The organism is Pseudomonas fakonensis (assembly GCF_019139895.1).
GTDB lineage: Bacteria > Pseudomonadota > Gammaproteobacteria > Pseudomonadales > Pseudomonadaceae > Aquipseudomonas > Aquipseudomonas fakonensis.
This window is the reverse complement of sequence record NZ_CP077076.1, coordinates 4998585-5023195: the sequence shown is the minus strand read 5'-3', so window position 1 is coordinate 5023195 and position 24611 is coordinate 4998585. Positions and strand designations below refer to the sequence as shown.

At 64.7% G+C, this 24611-nt stretch carries 22 protein-coding genes; 7 read left to right on the top strand and 15 right to left on the bottom strand.

Annotated features, from left to right (window positions below; translation table 11 throughout):
- Nucleotides 1-5: 5 nt before the first annotated feature.
- The 7 genes from KSS94_RS22130 to KSS94_RS22100 form a co-directional block, all read right to left on the bottom strand.
- Nucleotides 6-932 carry an ABC transporter permease subunit gene (locus tag KSS94_RS22130; RefSeq protein ID WP_217840189.1) on the bottom strand — a complete coding sequence of 309 codons (927 nt, stop codon included), beginning with the start codon at nucleotides 930-932 and terminating at the stop codon, nucleotides 6-8.
- Between the two features lie 10 nt (nucleotides 933-942).
- A complete protein-coding gene (locus KSS94_RS22125; RefSeq protein WP_217840188.1) occupies nucleotides 943-1953 on the bottom strand; it encodes an ABC transporter permease subunit in 1011 nt (336 codons plus the stop codon).
- Between the two features lie 76 nt (nucleotides 1954-2029).
- Nucleotides 2030-3625: an ABC transporter substrate-binding protein gene (locus KSS94_RS22120; protein ID WP_217840187.1), complete on the bottom strand. Its 1596-nt coding sequence runs from the start codon at nucleotides 3623-3625 to the stop codon at nucleotides 2030-2032.
- A gap of 72 nt (nucleotides 3626-3697) precedes the next feature.
- Nucleotides 3698-5068, bottom strand: a complete 1371-nt coding sequence (locus tag KSS94_RS22115) for an OprD family porin (protein WP_437180023.1) — start codon at nucleotides 5066-5068, stop codon at nucleotides 3698-3700.
- Between the two features lie 205 nt (nucleotides 5069-5273).
- Nucleotides 5274-6866, bottom strand: a complete 1593-nt coding sequence (locus tag KSS94_RS22110) for an ABC transporter substrate-binding protein (RefSeq protein WP_217840185.1) — start codon at nucleotides 6864-6866, stop codon at nucleotides 5274-5276.
- A gap of 217 nt (nucleotides 6867-7083) precedes the next feature.
- A complete protein-coding gene (locus tag KSS94_RS22105; RefSeq protein WP_217840184.1) occupies nucleotides 7084-8709 on the bottom strand; it encodes an ABC transporter substrate-binding protein in 1626 nt (541 codons plus the stop codon).
- 429 nt (nucleotides 8710-9138) lie between these two features.
- Nucleotides 9139-9855 carry an SIMPL domain-containing protein gene (locus KSS94_RS22100; protein ID WP_217840183.1) on the bottom strand — a complete coding sequence of 239 codons (717 nt, stop codon included), beginning with the start codon at nucleotides 9853-9855 and terminating at the stop codon, nucleotides 9139-9141.
- Nucleotides 9856-10055: 200 nt separating this feature from the next.
- Between KSS94_RS22100 and KSS94_RS22095 the strand changes: the two genes are divergently transcribed.
- Nucleotides 10056-11309: an ATP-binding protein gene (locus KSS94_RS22095; protein ID WP_217840182.1), complete on the top strand. Its 1254-nt coding sequence runs from the start codon at nucleotides 10056-10058 to the stop codon at nucleotides 11307-11309.
- Nucleotide 11310: 1 nt separating this feature from the next.
- Nucleotides 11311-11871 (top strand): response regulator transcription factor, encoded by a 561-nt coding sequence (locus KSS94_RS22090; protein ID WP_217840181.1) that lies wholly within the window; start codon nucleotides 11311-11313, stop codon nucleotides 11869-11871.
- 124 nt (nucleotides 11872-11995) lie between these two features.
- On the opposite strand, the gene KSS94_RS22085 is transcribed toward KSS94_RS22090, so the two are convergent.
- Nucleotides 11996-12181, bottom strand: a complete 186-nt coding sequence (locus KSS94_RS22085; protein WP_217840180.1) for a hypothetical protein — start codon at nucleotides 12179-12181, stop codon at nucleotides 11996-11998.
- A gap of 14 nt (nucleotides 12182-12195) precedes the next feature.
- Nucleotides 12196-13830, bottom strand: a complete 1635-nt coding sequence (locus KSS94_RS22080) for a phospholipase (protein WP_217840179.1) — start codon at nucleotides 13828-13830, stop codon at nucleotides 12196-12198.
- A gap of 186 nt (nucleotides 13831-14016) precedes the next feature.
- Here KSS94_RS22080 and KSS94_RS22075 point away from each other — a divergent pair, with 186 nt between their 5' ends.
- On the top strand, nucleotides 14017-14958 hold the full coding sequence (locus KSS94_RS22075) for an AEC family transporter (RefSeq protein ID WP_217840178.1): 942 nt from the start codon (nucleotides 14017-14019) through the stop codon (nucleotides 14956-14958).
- Between the two features lie 52 nt (nucleotides 14959-15010).
- Nucleotides 15011-16369, top strand: a complete 1359-nt coding sequence (locus KSS94_RS22070; protein ID WP_217840177.1) for an amino acid permease — start codon at nucleotides 15011-15013, stop codon at nucleotides 16367-16369.
- Nucleotides 16370-16472: 103 nt separating this feature from the next.
- On the opposite strand, the gene KSS94_RS22065 is transcribed toward KSS94_RS22070, so the two are convergent.
- The 6 genes from KSS94_RS22065 to gatC all read right to left on the bottom strand — a co-directional run bounded on the left by KSS94_RS22065 (nucleotide 16473) and on the right by gatC (nucleotide 21629).
- Nucleotides 16473-16847, bottom strand: a complete 375-nt coding sequence (locus tag KSS94_RS22065) for a carboxymuconolactone decarboxylase family protein (protein WP_217840176.1) — start codon at nucleotides 16845-16847, stop codon at nucleotides 16473-16475.
- A gap of 9 nt (nucleotides 16848-16856) precedes the next feature.
- The gene (locus KSS94_RS22060) at nucleotides 16857-17900 is read right to left on the bottom strand and encodes a calcium/sodium antiporter (RefSeq protein ID WP_217843644.1); all 1044 of its coding nucleotides are present in this window, start codon (nucleotides 17898-17900) and stop codon (nucleotides 16857-16859) included.
- A gap of 62 nt (nucleotides 17901-17962) precedes the next feature.
- Nucleotides 17963-18337, bottom strand: coding sequence for a septal ring lytic transglycosylase RlpA family protein (locus KSS94_RS22055; RefSeq protein ID WP_217840175.1), 375 nt, complete (start codon nucleotides 18335-18337; stop codon nucleotides 17963-17965).
- Between the two features lie 80 nt (nucleotides 18338-18417).
- Entirely contained in the window at nucleotides 18418-19863 is a 1446-nt protein-coding gene (gatB, locus tag KSS94_RS22050; RefSeq protein ID WP_217840174.1) for an Asp-tRNA(Asn)/Glu-tRNA(Gln) amidotransferase subunit GatB, read from the bottom strand.
- Nucleotides 19864-19874: 11 nt separating this feature from the next.
- A complete protein-coding gene (gene gatA / locus KSS94_RS22045) occupies nucleotides 19875-21326 on the bottom strand; it encodes an Asp-tRNA(Asn)/Glu-tRNA(Gln) amidotransferase subunit GatA (RefSeq protein WP_217840173.1) in 1452 nt (483 codons plus the stop codon).
- A gap of 15 nt (nucleotides 21327-21341) precedes the next feature.
- Nucleotides 21342-21629 carry an Asp-tRNA(Asn)/Glu-tRNA(Gln) amidotransferase subunit GatC gene (gene gatC / locus KSS94_RS22040; protein ID WP_217840172.1) on the bottom strand — a complete coding sequence of 96 codons (288 nt, stop codon included), beginning with the start codon at nucleotides 21627-21629 and terminating at the stop codon, nucleotides 21342-21344.
- Between the two features lie 205 nt (nucleotides 21630-21834).
- On the opposite strand from gatC, the gene mreB reads away from it, so the two are divergent.
- The 3 genes from mreB to mreD all read left to right on the top strand — a co-directional run bounded on the left by mreB (nucleotide 21835) and on the right by mreD (nucleotide 24596).
- Nucleotides 21835-22872: a rod shape-determining protein MreB gene (gene mreB / locus KSS94_RS22035; RefSeq protein ID WP_003255163.1), complete on the top strand. Its 1038-nt coding sequence runs from the start codon at nucleotides 21835-21837 to the stop codon at nucleotides 22870-22872.
- 195 nt (nucleotides 22873-23067) lie between these two features.
- Entirely contained in the window at nucleotides 23068-24108 is a 1041-nt protein-coding gene (gene mreC / locus KSS94_RS22030) for a rod shape-determining protein MreC (protein ID WP_437180022.1), read from the top strand.
- Complete coding sequence (gene mreD / locus KSS94_RS22025; protein WP_217840171.1) at nucleotides 24108-24596, top strand: rod shape-determining protein MreD; 489 nt, start codon at nucleotides 24108-24110, stop codon at nucleotides 24594-24596. Before mreC ends, mreD begins: the two co-directional genes overlap by 1 nt.
- Nucleotides 24597-24611 lie beyond the last annotated feature (15 nt).

Below are 24611 nucleotides of genomic sequence, written 5' to 3'. Positions count from 1 at the left end.
TCTCCTCAGGCGGCGTTCTTGAGTTTCGGGTCCAGCGCGTCGCGCAGGCCGTCGCCCATCAGGTTGATTGCCAGCACACTGAGCAAAATGGTCAGGCCGGGCAGGCTCACCACCCACCAGGCGCGCTCGATGTAGTCGCGGGCCGAGGCCAGCATGGTGCCCCACTCAGGGGTTGGCGGTTGTACGCCGAGGCCGAGAAAGCCCAGGGCGGCGGCGTCGAGAATCGCCGAGGAGAAGCTCAAGGTGGCCTGCACGATCAGCGGTGCCATGCAGTTGGGCAGCACGGTGACGAACATCAGCCGTGGCAGGCCGGCACCGGCCAGGCGCGCGGCGGTGACGTAGTCGCGGTTCAGCTCGCCCATCACCGCGGCGCGGGTCAGGCGCACGTAAGACGGCAGCGAGACGATGGCGATGGCGATCACGGTGTTGATCAGGCCTGGGCCGAGGATGGCGACGATGGCCACCGCCAGCAGCAGCGAGGGCAGGGCCAGCATCACGTCCATCAGGCGCATGATCGAGGGGCCCAGCAGGCGCGGGAAGAAGCCGGCGAACAGCCCCAGCAGGATGCCGGGGATCAGCGACATCACCACCGACGACAAGCCGATCAGCAGCGACAGGCGCGCGCCCTGGATCAGCCGCGAGAGCAGGTCGCGGCCGAGCTCGTCGGTACCGAGGATGAACTGCCAGGTGCCGCCTTCAAGCCACACAGGTGGCGTGAGCAGGAAGTCGCGGTACTGCTCGCTGGGGTCGTGGGGGGCTACCCACGGGGCGAACAGGGCACAGAAGATCACCAGCAGCATGAAGGCAAGGCCGGCCACCGCGCCCTTGTTGCGCGCGAAGGCCTGCCAGAACTCCTTGTACGGCGAGGGGTAGAGCAGGCTGTGGTCGACCGCGGCGGGCGGGGTGACGGATTTTGGAATCGGGCTAGTCATGGCTTGATCCTCAGCGCTGATGACGGATGCGTGGGTTGGCCAGGCCGTAGAGAATATCCACGACGAAGTTGACCAGGATCACCAGGCAGGCGATCAACAGGATGCCGTTCTGCACCACGGGGTAGTCACGGGCGCCGATGGCTTCGATCAGCCATTTGCCGATGCCCGGCCAGGAAAAGATGGTTTCGGTGAGCACGGCGCCGGCCAGCAGCGTGCCGACCTGCAGGCCGAATACGGTCAGCACCGGGATCAATGCATTGCGCAGGCCGTGCACGAACACCACGCGGGCCGGCGACAGGCCCTTGGCGCGGGCGGTGCGGATGTAGTCCTCGCGCAGCACTTCGAGCATCGAGGAGCGGGTCATGCGGGCGATCACCGCCAGCGGGATGGTGCCCAGCACGATGGAGGGCAGGATCAGGTGCATCACCGCATCCTTGAACGCGCCTTCTTCATCGCTGAGCAGGGTGTCGATGAGCATGAAGCCGGTCTTCGGCTCGATGTCGTAAAGCAGGTCGATGCGCCCGGACACCGGGGTCCAGCCCAGGCTCACCGAGAAGAACATGATGAGGATCAGGCCCCACCAGAAGATCGGCATGGAGTAACCGGCCAACGAGATGCCCATTACCCCGTGGTCGAACAGCGAGCCGCGCTTGAGCGCGGCGATCACCCCGGCCAGCAGGCCGAAGACCCCGGCAAAGAGCAGCGCGCAGAACGCCAGCTCCAGGGTTGCCGGGAACAGCGTGAGGAACTCGTTCCACACGCTCTCGCGGGTGCGCAGCGACTCACCCAGGTCGCCTTGGGCGAGCTTGCCGACGTAGTCCAGGTACTGGGCGGGCAGGGGCTTGTTCAGGCCCAGGCGCTCCATGGCCTGGGCGTGCATTTCGGGGTCGACCCTGCGCTCGCCCATCATCACTTCCACCGGGTCGCCGGGGATCAGGCGTATGAGCGCGAAGGTCAGCAGGGTGATACCGAAAAAGGTCGGGATCAACAGGCCCAGGCGCCGGGCAATAAAACTCAACATTGTCGGGGTTACCTCATCAGCCGTGGTACGGCGGTGCCGCCGGTGCCCGTGTGGGGTGCCGGCGGTCGTTGTTGTTCTACTTCACCTTGGTGGTGGCGAAGTTGTTGTTGGTAAGCGGGTTGATCACATAACCCTCCACGTTCTCGCGCATGGCGGTGAACATCTTCGGGTGGGCCATGCTGATCCAGGGCTGGTCCTCATCGTACACCGCCAGGGCCTCGCTATAGAGCCTTGCGCGTTCATCGTTGTCGATCACTTCGCGGGCGCGGGTGATCAGCTCCTGAAACTTGGGGTTGCACCAGCGTGAATAGTTCTCCCCGGTTTTTGCCGCATCGCAGCTGAGCAGGGGGGTGAGGAAGTTGTCCGGGTCGCCGTTGTCGCCAGCCCAGCCGGCAGACACCAGGTCGGCCTCGCCCTTTTTCGCCCGGCGCAGCATCTCGGCCCATTCCATCACGCGGATATCGAGCTTGAGACCGATCTTTGCCAGGTCGGCCTGCAGCATTTCAGCCGACAGCCGCGGGTTGGGGTTGGTCGGGCCGCCGCCGTTGCGGGTGAACAGGGTGATCACCGTGCCTTCCGGTACGCCGGCTTCCTTGAGCAGGGCGCGGGCCTTGGCCAGGTCGTGGGGCGGGTTCTGGTTGTGGGTGTTGTAGCCGATCATGGTCGGCGGGTAGGGGTTTACCGCCACCAGCGCGTTGCCCTTGCCGAACAGCTGGTCGACGTGGGTCTGGCGGTCGAAGGCCATGTTGATCGCCCGACGCACGCGCACGTCGCTCAGGTATTTGTGCTCGGTGTTCATCGAGATGTAGCCGGTGACCAGCGCCTCGATTTCGGCAACCTTGAGTTTTGCGTCCTGCTTGATCTCCGGCACGTCGTCAGGCTTTGGGTACAGCGCCACCTGGCACTCGTTGGCGCGCAGCTTTTGCAGGCGCACGTTGTTGTCGGTGGCGATGGCGAACACCAGGGTTTCGCTGGGCGGTGCGCCGCGGAAGTAGTCCGGGTTGGCCTTGAAGCGTACCTGGGCGTCCTTGTTGTAGCGCTGGAAGATGAACGGCCCGGTGCCGATCGGCTTGCTGTTGAGCTCGGCGGTTTTCCCGGCCTTGAGCAACTGGTCGGCGTACTCGGCCGAATAGATGGAGGTGAAGGCCATGGCCAGGTCACGCAAGAACGGCGCCTCGGGGCGGGTCAGGGTGATCACCACGGTGTGCGCGTCGGTCTTGTCCACCGACTTGAGCAGTTGCTTGAACGCCATGCTGTCGAAGTACGGGTAGCCGACGCTGGTCTTGTCGTGCCACGGGTGGTCGGGGCGCAGCTGGCGGTTGAAGCTCCACAGCACGTCGTCGGCATTGAAGTCGCGGCTGGGCTTGAAGTAGTCGGTGCTGTGGAACTTCACCCCCTCGCGCAGGTGGAAGGTGTAGGTCAGCCCGTCGGGGCTGATGTCCCAGCGCTCGGCCAGGGCCGGCTGGATATCGGTGGTGCCGGGCTTGAAGTCGACCAGGCGGTTGAAGACGGTTTCGGCCGAGGCGTCGGCGGTAACCGCAGTGGTGTACTGCACGATGTCGAAGCCCTCGGGGCTGGCCTCGGTGCACACCACCAGCGGCTTGGCCGCCAGGTTCGACGCCGCGCCTATCAACATCGCCGCCAAGGTGGCGCGTAGCGGTAGCGAAATCATGGAACCTCCCTGCTGTAATTGTTCCAGCGTAGCTGCCAGGGCCCGCAGCAAGGCGGGCCCTGGCACTCACGGTCAGAGAATGTTGAAGGGGATGGTGGTGACGATGCGCAGCTCGTCCAGGCTGCCGTCGGCCTGGGCCTTGCTGGCGCGGTGGGCGGTGTAGGTGGCGCGCACGGTGGTGTCCTTCAGCGCGCCGCTCTGTACCGCGTAGCTGGTGCCGATGCCCCACTCGTAGTGGGTTTCGCCGTCCATGCCGCGCACGTCGTAGGCGGTGCCCTTGTAGTGGGTGCCGTCGATGCCCCAGCCGCGGGCGTTGTACAGGTTGAACTTGAGGCCCGGCACGCCATACGGCGCCATGTTCAGCACATAGCTGATCTGCAGGGATTTCTCGTTCGGGCCGTTGAAGTCCGACAGCAGCGAGTTGGCCAGGTAGATGCCGTTGGTTTCGTGCAGGTAGTCGAAGTATTCGTTGCCGTTGACCTGCTGCCACGAGGCGCTGAGGGTGTGGGCCTGGTGGGTGAGGCCGAGCGACAGGCTGTAGGTGTCGTTGTCGATCTCGCCCATCTTCTTGCTGCCGGCGTCCACGGTCTTGTAGTAGTTGAGGCCGGTGGTCAGGCTCAGCACCGAGCTGTCGCCCAGCACGTGGTTGGCGCCGAAGTAGTACTGGTTCCAGAAGTCGTCCACCTTGGTGGCGTACAGGCTGGTGGTCAGGCTCTTGAGCGGCTGGTAGTTGACGCCGGCGGTGCTGGCGCGGTCGGTCTCCACGCCCGTGGCGCTGTATTCGCTGCGGAATTTGCTCAGGCTCTGCTCGGTACGCGGCGAGACGCGGTCGAAGGTGCCCAGGTCGAACGACAGGTTGTCGAACTCGGCGCTGTGCAGGAACGCACCCTGGAAGCTCGACGGCAAAGCGCGGTTGCCGATATAGGCGATCATCGGGGTGTCCACCGACTGGCGGCCGACAGTCAGGGTGGTGTTGGACACCCGTGCCTTGACGTTGCCCAGGCCCATCTTGCTCCACTGGCCGATCACGTCGCCGTCGCTGTGGGTCAGGGTGCGGTTGTTCGGGCCGGCGACTGCGGCGCGGCCCTGTTCGAGGGCGATGGCGTTGTAGGCGGCGGCCTCGACGGCAAAGCCCACGGTGCCCTGGGTGAAGCCCGAGCTGTAGTTGAGGATGGTGCCCTGCAGCCAGTTGTCACGGCTGTGGGTAGGGTGGCGGCTGCCGTCGCTCTTGGTGTAGTTCCACAGCGGCGCGCGGGTGGCGCGTTCGCGGGCGTACCAGTTGCGGGTGGTGCCCGACAGGCTCTGGCCGTCGATGAAGCCTTTGGCTTCGGCCTGCTCGCTGCCGGCCTTTAGCGTCACCGGGACGAAGTCCTGGCTTTGCGTTTCGGCCTGGGCGAGGGTGCAGCATGCGCCAATGGCCAGGGCCAGCGCGGTTTTTGTCATCGGTTTCAAGGTTGAAGCTCCCTTTGATTCTTTTAGTTATGCCCCGTGCCTTGTGGGCCTGGGGAGTGGTGCGGTACTACGGGTGTTGCCAGGGTTTGCGCGGGATCGCCGGGCAAATTCGGGAAGCCTTCGATCGCGGGGCAAGCCCGCTCACACGCAGCCTGTAACGGGCTCGTGGGAGCGGGCTTGCCCCGCGATGGGAGTTTCAGTCGACGCTCACTTCGGAAAACACGTTGCGGCCGAACGGGCTGACCTTGAAATCCTGAACCTTGGTGCTCAACGGCTGGTTGACCGTGGAGTGCGCCACCGGGGTGATCGGCACCTGCTGATTGAGCCGCTGCTGGGCCTGCTGGTAGAGGGCGGTGCGTTGTTCGCGGTCGGTGACCTGCTTGGCTTTTTTCACCAGCGCGTCGTACTGCGGGTCGCACCACAGCGAGTAGTTGTTGCTGCCGATGGCGTCGCAGCCGTACAGCGTGCCCAGCCAGTTGTCCGGGTCGCCGTTGTCGCCGGTCCAGCCGATCAGGGCGATGTCGTGCTCGCCGCTTTTCATGCGCTTGAGGTATTCGCCCCATTCGTAGCTGACGATGCGTACCTTGAAGCCGAGCTTGCTCCAGTCGGCCTGGAGCATTTCGGCCATCAGCTTGGCGTTGGGGTTGTAGGGGCGCTGTACCGGCATGGCCCACAGGGTGACTTCGGTGCCCGGCTTGACTCCGGCCTGCTGCAGCAGCTGTTTGGCCTTGTCCGGGTTGTACGGGGCGTCCTTGAGGCTGTCGTCATAGGACCACTGGGTGGGGGGCATGGCGTTGACCGCCGCCTGCCCCGAGTCCTGGTAAACCGCCTGGATGATCGCCTGCTTGTTCACCGCCATGTCCATGGCCTGGCGCACTTCGACGCGGTCGAACGGCGGGTGCTGGGTGTTGTAGGCGATGTAGCCGAGGTTGAAGCCGGGCTGCTGCAGCACCTGCAGCTTGCTGTCCTGGCGCAGTGCGGCAAGGTCGGCCGGGCGCGGGTGCAGGGTGACCTGGCATTCGTTGCGGCGCAGTTTCTGGATACGCACCGAAGGGTCGATGTTGATCGAGAACACCAGGTTGTCGATTTTCACCCGCTCGGGCGCCCAGTAGTCCTTGTTGCCCTTGTAGCGAATCTGCGAGTCCTTCTGGTAGCGCTGGAACACGAACGGGCCGGTGCCGATGGGCTGCTGGTTGATGTCGCTGGGCTTGCCGCTGGCCAGCAGGTGCCCTGCGTATTCGGCGGACAACACCGAGGCGAAGGCCATGGCAAGGTTCTGGATGAACGCGGCGTCGACCGTGTTGAGGGTGAACACTACGGTGAGCGGGCCGGTTTTCTCGATGCGGGCGATGTTCTTGTCCAGGCCCATGCTGACGAAGTAGGGGAACTCGGTGGGGTAGGCGACGCGGAACGGGTGCTGCTTGTCGAGCATGCGGTTGAAGGTGAACAGCACGTCGTCGGCGTTGAAGTCGCGGCTGGGGCTGAAGGCCTTGTTGGCGTGGAACTTCACCCCTTCGCGCAGGTGGAAGGTGTAGCGCAGGCCGTCTTCGGACACCTCCCAGCGGGTGGCCAGGCCGGGTTGCACGGCGGTGCCGCCGCGCTCGAATTCCACCAGGCGGTTGTAGATGGGTTCGGCGGCGTCGTTGTCGGTGGCCGAGGTGTACTGGGCGGTGTCGAAGCCCGCCGGGCTGCCTTCGGAGCAGAACACCAGGTTGCTGGCCTGGCTCAGCGAGGCCTGGCCCAGCAGGCCGAGGGCGATCAGGGTAGTGCACAGTGTGGTATGGCGCATGGCAGTTCCTTTGTCCGTGTCGTTGCGGGCCGCGACAGGCAAAATGCGGCTGCAAGGTCGCGTTCCTGACGTTAAAGGCGTCAGAAAGCGGCAACCAGTTAGTGGGTGCTGATATGGGGGATAGAGATTTCCGATGTCGCTGCGGGAAACGCCCTACATATCGCCCTGGCGGTCGACTGCCCCGGCGCAAACCCTTGCGCCGGGGCGACCGTGGCCGTTACTTGGCCACACTGACCCCGTAGAAGGAGTTCAAGCCGAACGGGCTGATCTTGAAGTCCTTCACGGCAGTGCTCATGGGCTGGTACACGGTGGAGTGGGCGATCGGGGTGATCGGCACCTGCTCCTTGAGGATGTGCTGCGCCTGCTTGTACAGCTCGGTGCGCTTGGCCTGGTCGGGGGTGGCCTTGGCCTGCTTGATCAGGTCGTCGTAGGGTTTGTAGCACCACTTGGAGAAGTTGTTGCCGTCCAGCGCGTCGCAGCCGTAGAGGGTGCCCAGCCAGTTGTCCGGGTCACCGTTGTCGCCGCTCCAGCCAATCAGCATGGCGCCTTGCTCGCCGCCCTTGGAGCGCTTGATGTACTCGCCCCACTCGTAGCTGACGATCTTGGCCTTGATACCGATCTTGGCCCAGTCCGATTGCAGCATTTCAGCCATCAGCTTGGCGTTGGGGTTGTACGGGCGTTGTACCGGCATGGCCCACAGGGTGATCTCGGTGCCTTCCTTGATGCCGGCTTCCTTGAGTAGCTGCTTGGCTTTTTCAGGGTCGTACTTGGCGTCCTTGATGGTGGTGTCGTAGGACCATTGGGTTGGCGGCATGGCGTTGACCGCCAGTTGGCCGGCGCCCTGGTACACCGACTCGATGATCTGCTGCTTGTTCACCGCCATGTCCAGGGCTTCACGCACCTTGAGCTGCGACAGCGGGTTGGGCTGGCTTTCGCCCTTGATCTTGTCCATCACGTTGTAGGCGATGTAACCCAGGTTGAAGCCGGCCTGTTCAGGCATTTGCAGCTTCGCGTCTTTCTTCAGCGGCTCGATGTCGGCCGGGCGCGGGAACAGGGTGACCTGGCACTCGTTCTTCTTGAGTTTTTGCATGCGCACCGAGGCGTCGGTGCTGATGGCGAAGATCAGGTTGTCGATCTTCACGTCGTCGGGCTGCCAGTAGTCCTTGTTGCCCTTGTAGCGGATCTGCGCGTCTTTCTGGTACTTGCTGAACACGAACGGGCCGGTGCCGATCGGCTTCTGGTTGATGTCGGCGGCCTTGCCCTGCTTGAGCAACTGGTCGGCGTACTCGGCGGACTGCACAGAGGCGAAGCTCATGGCCAGGTTCTGGATGAACGCGGCGTCCACTTCGTTGAGGGTGAAGCGCACGGTGTGCGGGTCGACTTTCTCGATGCGGGCAATGTTCTTGTCCATGCCCATGTCGGTGAAGTACGGGAATTCGGTGGGGTAGGCCTTACGGAACGGGTGGTTCTTGTCGAGCATGCGGTTGAAGGTGAACAGCACGTCGTCGGCGTCGAACTCGCGGGTGGGCTTGAAGTACTCGGTGGTGTGGAACTTCACGCCTTCACGCAGATGGAAGGTGTAGGTCTTGCCGTCGTCGGAGACTTCCCACTTGGTGGCCAGGCCCGGGATGACCTTGGTGCCGCCACGCTCGAACTGGGTCAGGCGGTTGAAGATGGTTTCGGCGGAGGCGTCGAAGTCGGTTCCGGTGGTGTATTGCCCCGGGTCGAAGCCGGCCGGGCTGCCTTCGGAGCAGAACACCAGGTTGGAGGCTGCAAGTACGGAGGGTGCGGCGGCTAGCAAGCCTGCGCCAACCAGGAACGGAATGACTGCGTGTTTGAGCATGGTGGCCTCATTGTTGTCATTTTTTAGTAGAGGTGGCCTCGTGAGCCGACCTGCGGAAACTTATGCAGGCCCCGTTCCCAATGCAACACTCAGCAGGAGGGTTGGCGTCAAAAAAGTAGTACGAGCGTACATGGATGTCGCATTCGTATAACTTTGCCGAATGTTGAACGTTTGCGCAGGCGATAAAGGCGAATTTTTCAACATGTTTCGCACTTTAGGTGACAGGCGGATGCTCCTGAATAGAGCGTAGGAAGGGTCTGACAATACTGTAGGAGCCGACTTGCCGGCGATGAGGCCTCCACGGCCGATGCAACATGGGTGAGGGATGGCACCGGCGTTGCCGGTGATCGCCGACAAGCCGGCTCCTACAGGGCGGGTAAATGAATGGGCGTGGCGGCTGACGCCGCCACGCCCATTCATTTGTAGGGTTCAGGGCACCTGAACTTCGATCAGGCCGTCGGCGCTCATGCTCACTTCGCTGGTACCGGCTTCGATATCCGGTGCCGGCGCGGCTTCGTCAGCGGCCTTGGCCATCATCGCCATCGGTGCGCTGCGCATGTAGGGGCGCGGGTAGCCGCTGCTGTTGAGGTTCAGGCTGACCACTTTATAGCCCTTGCCGCCGAGTGCCTCGGTGGCCAATTGGGCGCGAGCCTTGAACGCTGCCACGGCATCCTTGAGCAGTTCGTCTTCGCTGGCCTTGCGGGTGGACGGGGCGATGGAGAAGTCCATGCCGCCCATTTTCAGGTCCTGCAGCAGCTCGCCGGTGAGCTTTGACAGGGCCGGGAAGTCGGCGCTTTCCAGGCGCAGTTCGGCGCGCTCGCGCCAGCCGGTGATCTTCTGGCCCTTGGTGTCGTAGATCGGGTAGCTGTTGCGGCTGCCCTGGCTGATCTTCACGTCCTTCACATCCCGGGCCTGCTGCACGGACTTGTTCATGACGTCGGTGATCTGCTTGGCCAGCTTGCCCGGGTCGGTGTTCTGCGCTTCGCTGTACAGCGTGACCACCATCAGGTCGCGGGCGACTTCCTTGCTGACTTCGGCGCGCAGCGATACCTGGTTGTAGCGCGGCTCGTCGGCGGCCAGTGCGGGCAGGCTGGCGAGCATGCCGCAAGACAGGGCGAACGCGGCGCTGCGACGGGAAATGTGCATGTGTAGCTCCTTGGCGATAAAAGGCATGGCGACGGCATTCGTCCCACGCATGGCCGATCAGACCGGGGACAGTGTAGTGGGTTCAAAAGTGCCATCATGAATCTGTGACAAAGTGTGGCGCTTTGCCGCATCGCTGCAGCGAGGCGTCTGGCTTCGGTATACTCCAGCCGATTTTCCTGGAGCACTCATCGGGAGAGCTCATGCTCGCCGCCGTACATCCGCTATCTGCGACACGCCAGAACCTCTGGCGCCTGACCGTCATCCGCATCCTCGTGCTGGCCGCCCAGGCCGGCTCCGTGGGCGTGGCCTACTGGACCGAACTGCTGCCGCTGCCGTGGTTCTCGCTGGCCGTCACCCTGGCCCTGTCTTCGCTGCTGTGCGCGTTCACCGCGCTGCGCCTGCGTTTGTCAGTGCCGGTCACCGAGATGGAGTACGCCCTGCAACTGGCCTGCGACCTGCTGATCCACAGTGCGCTGCTGTATTACTCGGGCGGCTCGACCAACCCGTTTGTGTCTTATTACCTGGTGCCGCTGGCGATTGCCGCAGTGACCCTGCCGTGGATCTACTCGCTGGTGCTGTCGGGCATTGCGCTGGTGGCCTACAGCCTGCTGCTGGTGCAGTTCTACCCGCTGGAGACGCTGCCGCTGGCGCGCGACACCATGCAGGTGTACGGCATGTGGCTGAGCATCGCCCTGGCAGCCGGGGTGATCACCTTCTTTGCCGCGCGCATGGCCGAAGAACTGCGCCGCCAGGAGCACCTGCGTGCCGAGCGCCGCGAAGAGAGCCTGCGCGACGAGCAACTGCTGGCCGTGGCCACCCAGGCAGCGGGCGCTGCCCACGAGCTGGGCACGCCGCTGGCGACCATGAGCGTGTTGATCAACGAAATGCGCCAGGACCACACCGACCCGTTGCTGCAGGAGGACCTGCAGATCCTTCAGGACCAGGTCAAGCTGTGCAAGGAGACCCTGCAGCAACTGGTGCGCGCCGCCGAGGCCAACCGCCGCCTGGCGATCGTCGAGCAGGACGTCACCGCCTGGCTGGACGAGGCGCTCAACCGCTGGCACCTGATGCGCCCTGAAGCCAGCTACCGCTTCCAACGCCTGCGCGATGGCGAGGTGCCACGGCTGACCCCGCCGCCGGACCTCACCCAGGCGCTGCTGAACCTGTTGAACAATGCCGCCGATGCCTGCCCGGACGACCTCGAGGTGCGCCTGGACTGGGACCTGCAGGACATCGTCATCAGCATCCGCGACCACGGCCCGGGCGTACCGCCGGCCATTGCCGAGGCCATCGGCAAACCCTTCATTACCACCAAGGGCAAAGGCTTCGGCCTGGGCCTGTTCTTGAGCAAGGCCAGCGTGACCCGTGCGGGCGGTTCGGTGAAACTCTATAGTCATGAGCAGGGTGGCACCCTGACCGAATTGCGCCTGCCCCATGGCAAGCGAGGAGATTGATATGAGCGAAGAAAACCAGGTCGAAGGCGAAGAACTGCCGCACCTGCTGCTGGTGGACGACGACGCCACTTTCACCCGGGTGATGGCGCGCGCCATGAGCCGCCGCGGTTTCCGCGTGAGCACCGCGAGCTCGGCTGAAGAAGGCCTGAAGCTGGCCGAGCAGGACCTGCCCGACTACGCCACCCTGGACCTGAAGATGGAAGGCGACTCGGGCCTGGTGCTGCTGCCCAAGCTGCTGGCGCTGGACCCGGAAATGCGCGTGGTCATCCTGACCGGCTACTCGAGCATTGCCACGGCAGTGGAGGCGGTCAAGCGCGGCGCCTGCAACTACCTGTGCAAGCCGGCCGACGCCGATGACGTGCTGGCGGCATTGCTGTCGGAGCACACCGACCTGGACACCCTGGTGCCAGAGAACCCGATGTCGGTGGACCGTTTGCAGTGGGAGCACATCCAGCGTGTGCTGGGTGAGCACGAGGGCAACATCTCCGCCACCGCGCGGGCGCTGGGCATGCACCGGCGCACCCTGCAGCGCAAACTGCAAAAGCGCCCGGTACGGCGCTGACATCTCCAAGGTTTGCCGTGGACCTGTAGGAGCTGGCTTGCCAGCGATGAGGCCCGTTCAGGCGCTGAATGTTTGTGGCCCGAACGGGCCTCATCGCCGGCAAGCCGGCTCCTACAGGTAATGGTTAGCTTGCCTGCAAGCGGTCGGCCCGCACCGCCAACTGCCCACCCCCGGCCGGCACCTCAAGCACCAGCGGCCCTTGCACCGGCACCTTGGCCTGGCCAATCACCTGGCCATCACGCAGCACCTGCAGCGCCATGCCGGCCAACGACTGACCCGAAGCCAGCTCCAGTTTGATCCTGACAGTCATCGGTGACCTCCTTTTCACGGGTTGCGATCGGTATAGGTAGTTGCCAGGCCATCCAGGCTGGCGATCAGTTCTGGCGAGCCGCCGCGGAACTGGCGGAACAGGTTGCGCCCGCGTCGCTGGCCGTCCACCGGTACTTGCAGGGTGGGGTGAAACTGTTCGGCCAGCTCGGCATAGGCGCTCCAGGGACCGATGTACGACTCATCGAGCCGGTCGGTGATGCTGTACGCATAGCGCACCGCGTTGCCGCGCTGCCAGTTCAGGCCGTCCGGCTGCTGGCGCTGCCAACTGCTGATCGACGGTGAGCCGCCCGGCGCCGGGATGAACCCGGCGGGTGTGTTCGGCTGGTAGTCCTTGAGCAGCAGGTAGGTGCTCCAGCCCCACCAGTCGGCGGTGCGGTTGCGGTCGTTGAGGTCGTTGACGTCCTTGCGCCGCAGCACGGTCTTGCCTTGCTGGAAGTACAGCGGGGCGAAGTTGCCGGGCACCAGGTCCTGCTCGGCAGCTTGCAGGTCGGGGACCAGGCGCAGGGCGGTGTAGTCAGCCGGCTGTGGCAGGTGGCCGGACACGAAGGCTTCGAACACTTCATCCGCCGAGCGCTGCACCGCGCGCGCGACCTGGCGCCGGTTGGCCACATCGACGCTGTCGAAGTAACGCTTGTCGCCATAGGCGCGCCACTGCTCACCTTCGGCGTTGCGCACCACCAGGCCGTACTGGCTGTCCTCATCGTGCATGAAACGCGAAATCAGCGAGCCGACATCGCTTGGGGTGACGCTGTCGGCCAGTGCCTTGCGCGGCACCCGCAGGTGGCCTGCCGAGAACAGGTCGGTGAGGAAGTGGTCGGCGAAGGCGTTCATCGCGTAGGCCAGTTGCAGGTCCTGCTCGGCGCCGCTGGCGTGGGCGGTGAGGGCCTGGCGCAGGGCGGCGCTGTGGCCGGCCTGGTAGGCCAGTAGCGCCCAGGGGCCGAAGTGGTCCCAGTTGCTGGCCGCAAGCTTCAGGTAGCGGCCCAGCGGGAACAGGTCGGAGACGAAGCTGCCGCCGCCGGTGATACGGTTCCAGCGCGCCGACAGGCTGTCGCCGAGGGCGTCGTAGGCTTCGTGGGGCTGGCGCCCGTCCTTGATTGCCTGGTTGGCCGCGCGGATTTCTTCCTGCATGACGGCGAGAATCTGCTCGGCTTCATCTTTGGCTGCTGGCAACCGGGCCAGCGAATCGAACGCCTGGGTAAAACGCGCGATGCGCTCGGCCTGGTTGGCACCGTCGGCGATCGGCTGCTCTGGCAGGCCATAGAAGTCGCCACCCAGGGCAATCACCTGGCCGTAGGTCAGGTGCAGGCCGTTGGGCAGCGGCAGGGGCGCCTGGTGCGCAGGGATGCCGGGCTGGCCGGCCTCGAAGCGTAACAGGGTGTTATCGCCAATGGCGGTGTGCTCAGCGCCTTCGAAGAACAATTGCGGCCCGCGGTTGTCCGGTTGCGGGCTGGCCGCGGGGGCGTCGAAGCGGTGGTACTTGAGGGTGTGATGCCCGTGCATGACCAGCACCAGGTGGCTGTCCGGGCCGGGCAGGGCGATGCCCTGCTGGTCGAACAGTTGCTCGAGGTCGGCGACCACGAGGTTGGCCTGGGCTTGGTTGGCCACAGGCGAATGCTGCATTCCTGACATGATTTGCTCCTTGCACTGTCTGGATATTCCGTTTAACTGTATGCATGTACAGTGTTCGTCATCATAATCAGGAAATTTCCTACGTCAAGCGCGGTTATTGCTGCCAACTGGCAGCTTCGACGGGCGCAAGGCACTGGCACTGACGTATGATTAGCCCCCTAACGGCAACCCTCAGGATCGCGCGGCATGCTCGCCCTTCTTATCCAGACACTGAACATCACGGCCCCCGTGTTCGCCATGCTGTTCATGGGCGTATTGCTCCGGCGCATCGGCCTGATCGACGACAATTTCAGCAAGGTCGCCTCGTCGCTGGTATTCAATGTGTGCATGCCGGCGCTGCTGTTCCTCGGCATCTACCACGCCGACCTGGCCGCAGCGGTCAAGCCCGGGGTGATCTTCTACTTCATCATCGCCACCCTGGTGGGCTTCGCCCTGTCCTGGGGCATGGCCATCTGGCGCAGCCCGCTGGCCGACCGCGGCATCTACACCCAGGGCGCGTTTCGCGGCAACAACGGGGTGATCGGCCTGGCCCTGGCGGCCAGCCTGTACGGCGACTACGGCATCTCGCTGGGGGCGGTGCTCGCGGGCCTGGTGATCCTCATGTACAACTCGCTGTCGGCGGTGGTACTGGCGGTGTACAGCCCGAACCTCAAGTCCGACCCGTGGAGCATCTGCAAGAACATCTTCAGCAACCCGCTGATTCTCAGTGTGCTGGCCGCAACGCCCATGGCCTACGGCCAGGTGCCGCTGCCCAACTGGCTGCTCACCTCCGGCGACTACCTGGCGCAGATGACCCTGCCGCTGGCGCTGATCTGCATTGGCGGCACCCTGTCGCTGGCGGCCTTGCGCGACAGCGGCAAGCTGGCTGTGGACGTGAGCCTGGTGAAGATGGTCTGGCTACCGCTGCTGGGCACCCTGGGCGCCTGGCTATGTGGCTTCAGGGGCGCCGAGCTGGGCATCCTGTTCCTGTACATCGGCAGCCCCACGGCGGCGGCCAGCTACGTGATGGCGCGGGCCGCCAACGGCAACCATGAACTGGCGGCGTCGATCATCGTGATCACCACGCTGATGGCGGCAATCACCACCAATATCGGAATTTTCGTCTTGCAGTGGGGCGGCTGGATCTAGAGCCTCGCTGCACTAACAATAAATGAACACTGCCACACCTAAAGGACACTTCATGCAAGACCAGAGCACGCCCGAGCGCTTGCAGCGCGGGCTGAAGAACCGCCATATCCAGCTGATCGCGCTGGGCGGTGCCATCGGCACCGGGCTGTTCCTGGGCATCGCCCAGACCATCCAGTTGGCCGGCCCTTCGGTGCTGCTGGGCTATGCGGTCGCCGGCCTGATGGCCTTCCTGATCATGCGCCAGCTCGGCGAGATGGTGGTCGAAGAACCGGTCGCCGGCAGCTTCAGCCACTTTGCCCACCAGTACTGGAGCGAGTTCGCAGGCTTTGTTTCGGGCTGGAACTACTGGGTGGTATACGTGCTGGTCGGCATGGCCGAGCTCACCGCCGTGGGTATCTACGTCAAGTACTGGTGGCCGGACTTCCCCACCTGGGCCACGGCGGCGATCTTCTTCGTGGTGATCAACGCCATCAACCTGACCCAGGTAAAAGTTTACGGCGAGCTGGAGTTCTGGTTCGCCCTGGTCAAGGTGGTGGCCATCGTCAGCATGATCGGCTTCGGTGCCTGGCTGCTGGGCAGCGGCCACGGCGGCCCGGATGCCAGCGTGGCCAACCTGTGGCAATACGGCGGCTTCTTCCCCAATGGCATCACCGGGCTGGTGATGGCGCTGGCGGTGATCATGTTCAGCTTTGGCGGCCTGGAGCTGGTGGGCATTACCGCCGCCGAGGCGGCCAACCCGCGCGAGAGCATCCCCAAGGCCACCAACCAGGTGGTGTACCGCATTTTGATCTTCTACATCGGCGCCCTGGCGGTGCTGCTGTCGCTGTACCCGTGGCAGAAGGTGGTGCAGGGCGGCAGCCCGTTCGTGATGATCTTCCACGAGCTGGACAGCGACCTGGTGGCGACCATCCTCAACGTGGTGGTGCTGACTGCCGCGCTGTCGGTGTACAACAGCTGCGTGTACGCCAACAGCCGCATGTTGTTCGGCCTGGCCTCGCAGGGGGATGCGCCACGCCAACTGCTGAAAGTCAGCCGCCGTGGCGTACCGCTGACCGCCCTGGGCGTGTCGGCCTTCGCCACCGGCCTGTGCGTGGTGATCAACTACCTGATGCCGGGCGAAGCCTTCGGCCTGCTGATGGCGCTGGCGGTGTCGGCGCTGGTGATCAACTGGGCGAGCATCAGTATTACTCACCTCAAGTTCCGCAAGGCCAAGCTTGCGGCCGGCATCACGCCGTTCTACCGCAGCTGGGGGCACCCGGTCAGCAACTACCTGTGCCTGGCATTCATCGTGCTGATTCTGGTGGTGATGTACCTGACGCCGCCGATCCGCATTTCGGTGATGCTGATTCCGGCCTGGATTGCAGTGCTGTGGGTGGCGTTCCGCATGAAAAAGGCGCGCCAGGCCAGGTAGCGTCTGCCGGGCCGGCCTCTTCGCGGGCAAGCCCGCTCCTACAGGGATCGCGCCGCATTCAGGTGCAACACCTGTAGGGGCCGGCTTGCCGGCGATAGGGCCATCAGCCCTGATAGCTGTCTATCACTTCCTGCGCCGCACGGAATGCATCGATCGCCGCCGGCACCCCGGCATACACCGCGCAGTGCAGCAGCGCTTCGCGGATCTCCTCCACCGTGCAGCCGTTGTTCAGTGCCCCGCGCACGTGCCCCTTGAGCTCCTGCGGGCACTTGAGCGCGGTCAGGGTGGCCAGGGTGATCAGGCTGCGGGTTTTCAATGGCAGGCCGTCGCGGGCCCAGACGCTGCCCCAGGCGTGCTCGTTGACGAAGTCCTGCAGTGGCTGGGTGAAGTCGGTAGCGTTGCCCAGCGCGCGGTCGACGAACACATCACCCATCACCTGGCGGCGAATCTGTTCGCCGGCTTTTTTCCTGTCAGTCATGTTTTACCCTCAGTGTTGGCGGCGCCAGGCGCGGACCGTGGTGTAAAGCAGCACGACGCCCAGCACCGGCAGTACGTAGAACAGCATCAGTCGTTCGAGGCGCCCGGCCAGCGGCAGGCCGGTGGTGAAGGTCACCACGTGCAGGCCGTAGGCCAGGTACAGGCAGAGGAACACCAGGCCTTCGGCGCGGGTGACGCGGTAGCCGGAGTAGAACACCGGCAGGCACAGCGCGGCGACCCCGAGCATCACCGGCAGGTCGAAGGCCAGGGCGTTGGGGGAGATGGACAGCGGCTCGGGGGTGACCAGTGCGGTCAGCCCCAGCACGGCCAGCAGGTTGAACAGGTTGCTGCCGATCACTGTGCCCACGGCGATCTCCCGCTCGCCGCGCAGCGCGGCGAGCAGCGCGGCGGCCAGCTCCGGCAGCGAGGTGCACACCGCCACCACGGTCAGGCCGATGATGCGCTCCGACAGGCCCAGGTCGGTGGCCACCTCTACAGCGGCCTCCAACAGCAGGTGCCCGGCCAGGCTCAGCAGGCCAAGCCCCAGCAAGGTCTGCAGCAAGGTTGCGCTCCAGAAGCGCCAGGCGCTGGTGTGCGCGGCCTGTGCATGGGGGTAGGTGCGGGCGTAGTGCCGCGACTGGTGCCAGAGCATCAGCAGGTAGCCCAGCAGCCCCAGCAGCAGCACCGCACCTTCGAAGCGCCCCAGCAGGCCGTTGCCGGCCAGTGCAGAGACCAGCGCGCTGGCGCCGATCATCAGCGGGATGTCCAGGCGCACCAGTTGGCGTGATACCCGTAACGGGATGATCAGCGCGGCCAGGCCGAGAATCACCAGCACGTTGAATATGTTGCTGCCGACCACGCTGCCCACGGCGACGTCCGGCGCGCCCTGGTAGGCGGCCTGCAGGCTCACGGTCAGTTGCGGCGCGGTGCTGCCGAAGGCCACCAGGCTCAGGCCGATGATCAGCGGGCGCACGTGCAGGCGGGTGGCCAGGCGCAGGGCCGCGCGCACCAGCAGTTCGGCGCCGATGATCAGCAGCAGCAGGCCTGCGGCCAGTTGCAGGAGGCTGAAGGTTGGGAGGGTGGCCAGGTCGAAAATGGCGAAGGGCTCCAGTCAGGTCAGTCGCTCAGACCTTGTACCCGCACGCGCGCCGTTCCGCTACGGAGCATGCCGATTTTTTCTGCAGCAGCCCGTGACAGGTCGATCAGCCGGCCACGGGTATGCGGGCCGCGGTCGTTGATGCGTACCACCACGCTTTGCTGGTTGCTGAGGTTGGTGACCAGCACGCGGGTGCCGAAGGGCAGGCTGCGGTGGGCGGCGGTGAGGCCGTGCTGGTTGAAGGGCTCGCCACTGGCGGTGCGTTTGCCGTGGTGGCGGGCGCCGTAGTAGGAGGCGGTGCCGCTTTGGTCGTAGCCGCGGGGGTCGATGTCATGGCTGGCGCAGCCGGCCAGCAGGGAGAAGAGGGTGAGGGTGGTGAGGGAACGCTTTAGCAAGTCGGATGCTCCGCTGTTGCCACTGACAATCGCGGGGCAAGCCCGCTCCCACGTGGGAGCGGGTTGCCCTGCAATCGGGATCACCCTTCGAGCTTGGCCTTGAGCATTTGGTTCACTTGCCCCGGGTTGGCCTTGCCTTTGGAGGCTTTCATTGCCTGGCCGACGAAGAAGCCGAACATCTTGCCGCGCTTGGCCTCGTCGGCGGCGCGGTACTGTTCGACCTGCTCGGCGTTGGCGGCGAGCATTTCGTCCAGCACCTTCTCGATGGCGCCGGTGTCGGTCACCTGCTTGAGGCCGTTGGCTTCGATCACCTGGTCGGCAGTGCCTTCGCCGGCGGCCATCTTCTCGAACACGGTCTTGGCGATCTTGCCGCTGATGGTGTTGTCACGGATGCGCAGCAGCATGCCACCCAGGTGCTCGGCGCTGACCGGCGACTGGTCGATTTCGACGCCCAGCTTGTTCAGCAGGCTGCCCAGCTCGACCATGACCCAGTTGGCGGCAAGCTTGGCGTCGCCACCAATGGCGACCACCTGCTCGAAGTACTCGGCCTGTTCGCGGCTTGCGGCCAGCACGTTGGCGTCATAGGCCGACAGGCCGTACTGGCTCTGGAAGCGTTCGACCTTTTGTGTGGGCAGCTCAGGCAGCGAGGCGCGCACGCTGTCGAGGAAGGACGGCTCGATGACCACCGGCAGCAGGTCCGGGTCGGGGAAGTAACGGTAGTCGTTGGCTTCCTCCTTGCTGCGCATGGAGCGGGTCTCGTCTTTGTTCGGGTCGTACAGGCGGGTTTCCTGCACCACCTTGCCGCCGTCCTCGATCAGGTCGATCTGGCGCTGGATCTCGCTGTTGATGGCGCGCTCGATGAAGCGGAACGAGTTGACGTTCTTGATCTCGCAGCGGGTGCCGAACTCGACCTGGCCTTTCGGGCGGATCGACACGTTGCAGTCGCAACGCAGCGAGCCTTCGGCCATGTTGCCGTCGCAGATGCCCAGGTAGCGCACCAGGGCGTGGATCGCCTTGACGTAGGCCACGGCCTCTTTGGCGCTGCGCATGTCCGGCTCGGAGACGATCTCCAGCAGCGGGGTGCCGGCGCGGTTCAGGTCGATGCCGGTGGCGCCGTTGAAGTCTTCGTGCAGGCTCTTGCCGGCGTCTTCTTCAAGGTGCGCGCGGGTTACGCCGATGCGCTTGAGGGTGCCGTCTTCAAGGGCGATGTCCAGGTGGCCCTTGCCGACGATCGGCAGGTCCATCTGGCTGATCTGGTAGCCCTTGGGCAGGTCGGGGTAGAAGTAGTTCTTGCGCGCGAACACGTTGCGCGGGCCGATTTCGGCGTCGATCGCCAGGCCGAACATGCACGCCATGCGCACGGCTTCCTGGTTGAGCACCGGCAGTACGCCGGGCATGCCGAGGTCGACCAGGCTGGCCTGGGTGTTCGGCTCGGAGCCGAAGGTGGTGGCGCTGCCGGAGAAAATCTTCGACTGGGTGGCGAGCTGGGTATGAATCTCCAGCCCGATCACAACTTCCCATTGCATGTGTGAATTCCTCAGAAGCCGTTGGGGGCGCGGGTGTGCCAGTCGGTGACTTGCTGGTAGCGGTGCGCGATGTTGAGCAGGCGGCCTTCCTGGAAATACGGCGCCAGCAGCTGCACGCCCACCGGCAGGCCGTCGACGAAGCCGGCCGGCATCGACAGGCCTGGCAGGCCCGCCAGGTTGGCGGTGATGGTGTAGACGTCTTCAAGGTAGGCGGCGACCGGGTCGGCGTTCTTCGAGCCGAGCTTCCAGGCCGGGTTCGGCGTGGTTGGGCCGAGGATCACGTCGACGTCGTTGAACGCGGCCATGAAGTCGTTCTTGATCAGGCGGCGGATCTGCTGCGCCTTGACGTAGTAGGCGTCGTAGTAGCCAGCCGACAGGGCGTAGGTGCCGACCATGATGCGCCGCTGAACTTCAGTGCCGAAGCCTTCGCCGCGCGAGCGCTTGTACAGGTCGGTGAGGTCTTTGGGCTGGTCGCAGCGGTGGCCGAAGCGCACACCGTCGAAGCGCGACAGGTTCGAAGAGGCCTCGGCCGGGGCGATCACGTAGTACGCAGGGATGGCGTGCTGCATGTTCGGCAGGCTGATGGGCTTGATCACTGCGCCGAGCTGTTCCAGTTCCTTGACGCTGGCTTGCACCAGCTCTGCGATGCGCGGGTCGAGGCCGGCACCGAAGTACTCTTTTGGCAGGCCGATGCGCAGGCCCTGCAGTGAGCCGTTCAGCGTGGCGCTGTAGTCCGGCACGGGTTCGTCGACGCTGGTCGAGTCGTTTCTATCGAACCCGGCCATGCCTTGCAGCAGCAGGGCGCAGTCTTCGGCGCTGCGCGCCATCGGGCCGCCCTGGTCGAGGCTGGAGGCATAGGCAATCATGCCCCAGCGCGAAACGCGGCCGTAGGTGGGCTTGAGGCCGGTGAGGTTGGTCAACGCGGCCGGCTGGCGGATCGAACCGCCGGTGTCGGTGCCGGTGGCCACCGGCAGCAGGCGCGCGGCGACTGCTGCGGCCGAACCGCCGGACGAGCCGCCCGGGACGTGCTCGAGGTTCCATGGGTTCTTCACCGCGCCGTAGTGGCTGGATTCGTTGGCCGAACCCATGGCGAACTCGTCCATGTTGGTCTTGCCCAGGGTGACCATGCCGGCTTCGGCCAGCTTGGCCACCACGGTGGCGTCGTACGGGGCGGTGAAGTTGTCGAGCATCTTCGAGCCGCAGCTGGTGCGGATACCGTTGGTGCAGAACAGGTCCTTGTGGGCGATGGGCGCACCCAGCAGCGCGCCGGTTTCGCCGGCGGCGCGGCGGGCATCGGCGGCGCGAGCCTGTTCCAGGGCCTGCTGTTCAGTGACGGTGATGAAGCTGTTGAGCTGCGGGTCGAGCTGCTTGATGCGCGACAGCAGCGCGCCGGTCAGTTCTTCTGAAGAGAACGACTTGTCGGCAAGGCCGCGGGCGATCTCGGCGAGAGACAGTTGATGCATGGCGGACGCTTTCCCTTAATCGATGACTTTCGGAACCAGGTACAGACCGTTTTCGGTCGACGGGGCAACGGCCTGGTAGCGGTCGCGCTGGTTGCTTTCGGTGACCTGGTCGGGGCGCAGGCGCTGGGTGGCTTCCAGCGGGTGGGCGAGGGGCTCGATGCCGCTCGTGTCGACCGCTTGCATCTGGTCGACCAGCCCGAGAATGCTGTTCAGGGCCTCGGTAATGCGTGGCAGTTCGCTCTCGACCAGGCCCAGGCGGGCCAGATGAGCGATCTTTTCCACGTCGGAGCGTTCAAGCGCCATGGGGATCTCCAGCAGAAACGAAAAAGCGCGATGGCAGCGCAATTGAGGAACATGACGGGATTCTGGCGGTCAAAGGGCCGCGATCATCGGCTGGCATGCTCGGAAAAACAGCCAATTTAACATATTGGCTCCTTGCCCAAAATCCCTGCCATTGTTAGAGTTTGCCGCACTTTTTTACCCACGCTTTCCCCAGGGTCACTTTCCCATGTTCAAGAAACTGCGTGGCATGTTTTCCAGCGATCTCTCCATCGACCTGGGTACTGCCAACACCCTTATTTACGTGCGTGAGCGCGGTATCGTCCTGAATGAGCCCTCGGTTGTTGCCATCCGTACCCACGGCAACCAGAAAAGCGTCGTCGCTGTCGGTACCGAAGCCAAGCGCATGCTCGGCCGTACGCCGGGCAACATCGCCGCCATTCGTCCGATGAAGGACGGCGTGATCGCCGACTTCAGCGTTTGTGAAAAAATGCTGCAGTACTTCATCAACAAAGTGCACGAAAACAGCTTCCTGCAGCCCAGCCCACGCGTGCTGATCTGCGTGCCGTGCAAATCGACCCAGGTCGAGCGCCGCGCCATCCGTGAATCGGCCCTCGGTGCCGGTGCCCGTGAAGTGTTCCTGATCGAAGAGCCCATGGCGGCTGCCATCGGTGCCGGCCTGCCGGTCGAAGAGGCCCGTGGCTCGATGGTCGTCGACATCGGTGGCGGTACCACCGAAATCGCCCTGATCTCGCTCAACGGCGTGGTTTACGCCGAGTCCGTACGCGTCGGTGGCGACCGCTTCGACGAAGCCATCGTCACCTACGTGCGCCGCAACTACGGCAGCCTGATCGGCGAATCCACCGCCGAGCGCATCAAGCAGGAAATCGGTACCGCCTACCCGGGCGGCGAAGTGCGCGAAGTCGACGTGCGTGGCCGTAATCTGGCCGAAGGCGTACCACGTGCCTTCACCCTGAACTCCAACGAGGTGCTCGAAGCCCTGCAAGAATCGCTGGCGACCATCGTCCAGGCGGTCAAGAGCGCCCTCGAGCAGTCGCCGCCGGAGCTGGCTTCGGACATCGCCGAGCGTGGTCTGGTGCTGACCGGTGGTGGTGCCCTGCTGCGTGACCTCGACAAGCTGCTGGCCCAGGAAACCGGCCTGCCGGTGATCGTCGCCGAAGACCCGCTGACCTGCGTTGCCCGCGGCGGTGGCCGTGCGCTGGAGATGATGGACAAGCACGCCATGGACCTGCTCTCCAGCGAGTGATCGCGGCAGCAGCACAGCGCCCCGGTTTACAGGTAGCACGCACAGTGCTACCTGTATGCGCTTGTTCGGCGCCGCTTGCGGCGCCGTTTCCGTCAATTGGCAAGTTCGCCGGTACAAGGCCTATGTTCAATGGCATCTTGAATCGTCGTCCACGAGGAACGGCCCATTAAACCGCTTTTCTCCAAAGGCCCTTCGCTGGGTGTCCGCCTGCTGGTGCTGGTGGTGATGTCGGTCGCGTTGATGGTGGTCGACTCGCGCTTTGACCTGCTCAAGCCAGTGCGCAGCCAGATGGGCCTGGTGCTGATGGAATCCTACTGGATCACCGACCTGCCGCAGCGCATGTGGCAGGGCGTGGCCGGCCAGTTCGGCAGCCGCACCGAGCTGATCGCCGAAAACGAAAAACTCAAGACCGAAGCGCTGCTGTTGCAGGGCCGGCTGCAGAAGCTGGCCGCCCTGACCGAACAGAACGTGCGCCTGCGCGAGCTGCTCAACTCCTCGGCGCTGGTCAATGAGAAGGTCGAGGTAGCCGAGCTGATCGGCGTCGACCCCAACCCGTTCACCCACCGCATCCTGATCAACAAGGGCGAGCGCGACGGCGTATTCCTCGGTCAGCCGGTGCTCGATGCCCGCGGCCTGATGGGCCAGGTGGTCGAACTGATGCCGTACACCTCGCGGGTATTGCTGCTCACCGACACCACCCACAGCATCCCGGTGCAGGTCAACCGCAACGGCCTGCGCGCCATTGCCAGCGGTACCGGCAACCCGGAGCGCCTGGAACTGCGCCACGTGGCCGACACCGCCGACATCAAGGAAGGCGACCTGTTGGTCAGCTCCGGCATGGGCCAGCGTTTCCCGGCGGGTTACCCGGTGGCCACGGTCAACGAAGTGATCCACGACTCGGGCCAGCCGTTCGCCATCGTTCGCGCCATCCCGACCGCTTCGCTTAACCGCAGCCGCTACATGCTGCTGGTGTTCAGCGACCGGCGCACCCCGGAAGAGCGCGCCACCGAGGCGGCCATCGCCCAGGAAGAAGCCGACCGTCAGGGCCACGGCCAGGCGCCGGCCAACCCGGCCACGCCGCCGGCCGCCAACGCTACCCAGCCAGCCGCCACACCGGCGCCGGCAGCACATGGCACTGTACCGGCGACTGCACCGGCACCTGCGGCGCATGGCAGCACGCCCGCCAGCGCTCCGGCCCAGCCGGCCGCCGCGCCTGCCCAACCCCGGAGACAATAATGGCCAGCACCCGTAGCAGAAACGGCTGGGTCATCTGGCTGACCTTCGCCATCGGCCTGTTGCTCAGCGTCTCGCCCATGCCGCAGTTCATGGAAGTGTTCCGGCCCATGTGGCTGGCCCTGTTGCTGGCCTTCTGGACCCTGGCCGTGCCCGGCAAGGTGGGCATGACCACCGCGTTCGTGCTTGGCCTGGCCGAAGACGTGCTGTACGGCACCTTGCTGGGGCAGAACGCGCTCATCCTCACCCTGATCACCTTCCTGGTGCTGTCGTTGCAGCAGCGCCTGCGCATGTTCCCGGTGTGGCAGCAGAGCCTGGTGATTCTGGTGGTCTTCGGCATCGCCCAGCTGATTCAGCTGTGGCTCAGCGCCCTGACCGGCAACCGCCTGCCGACCCTGGCACTGGTGTGGTCGGCGGTGATCAGCGCCTTGCTCTGGCCGTGGGTGAGCTTCGCCCTGCGCGGCCTGCGCGTGCGCCTGCACATTCACTGACGCGCGCCACCACAG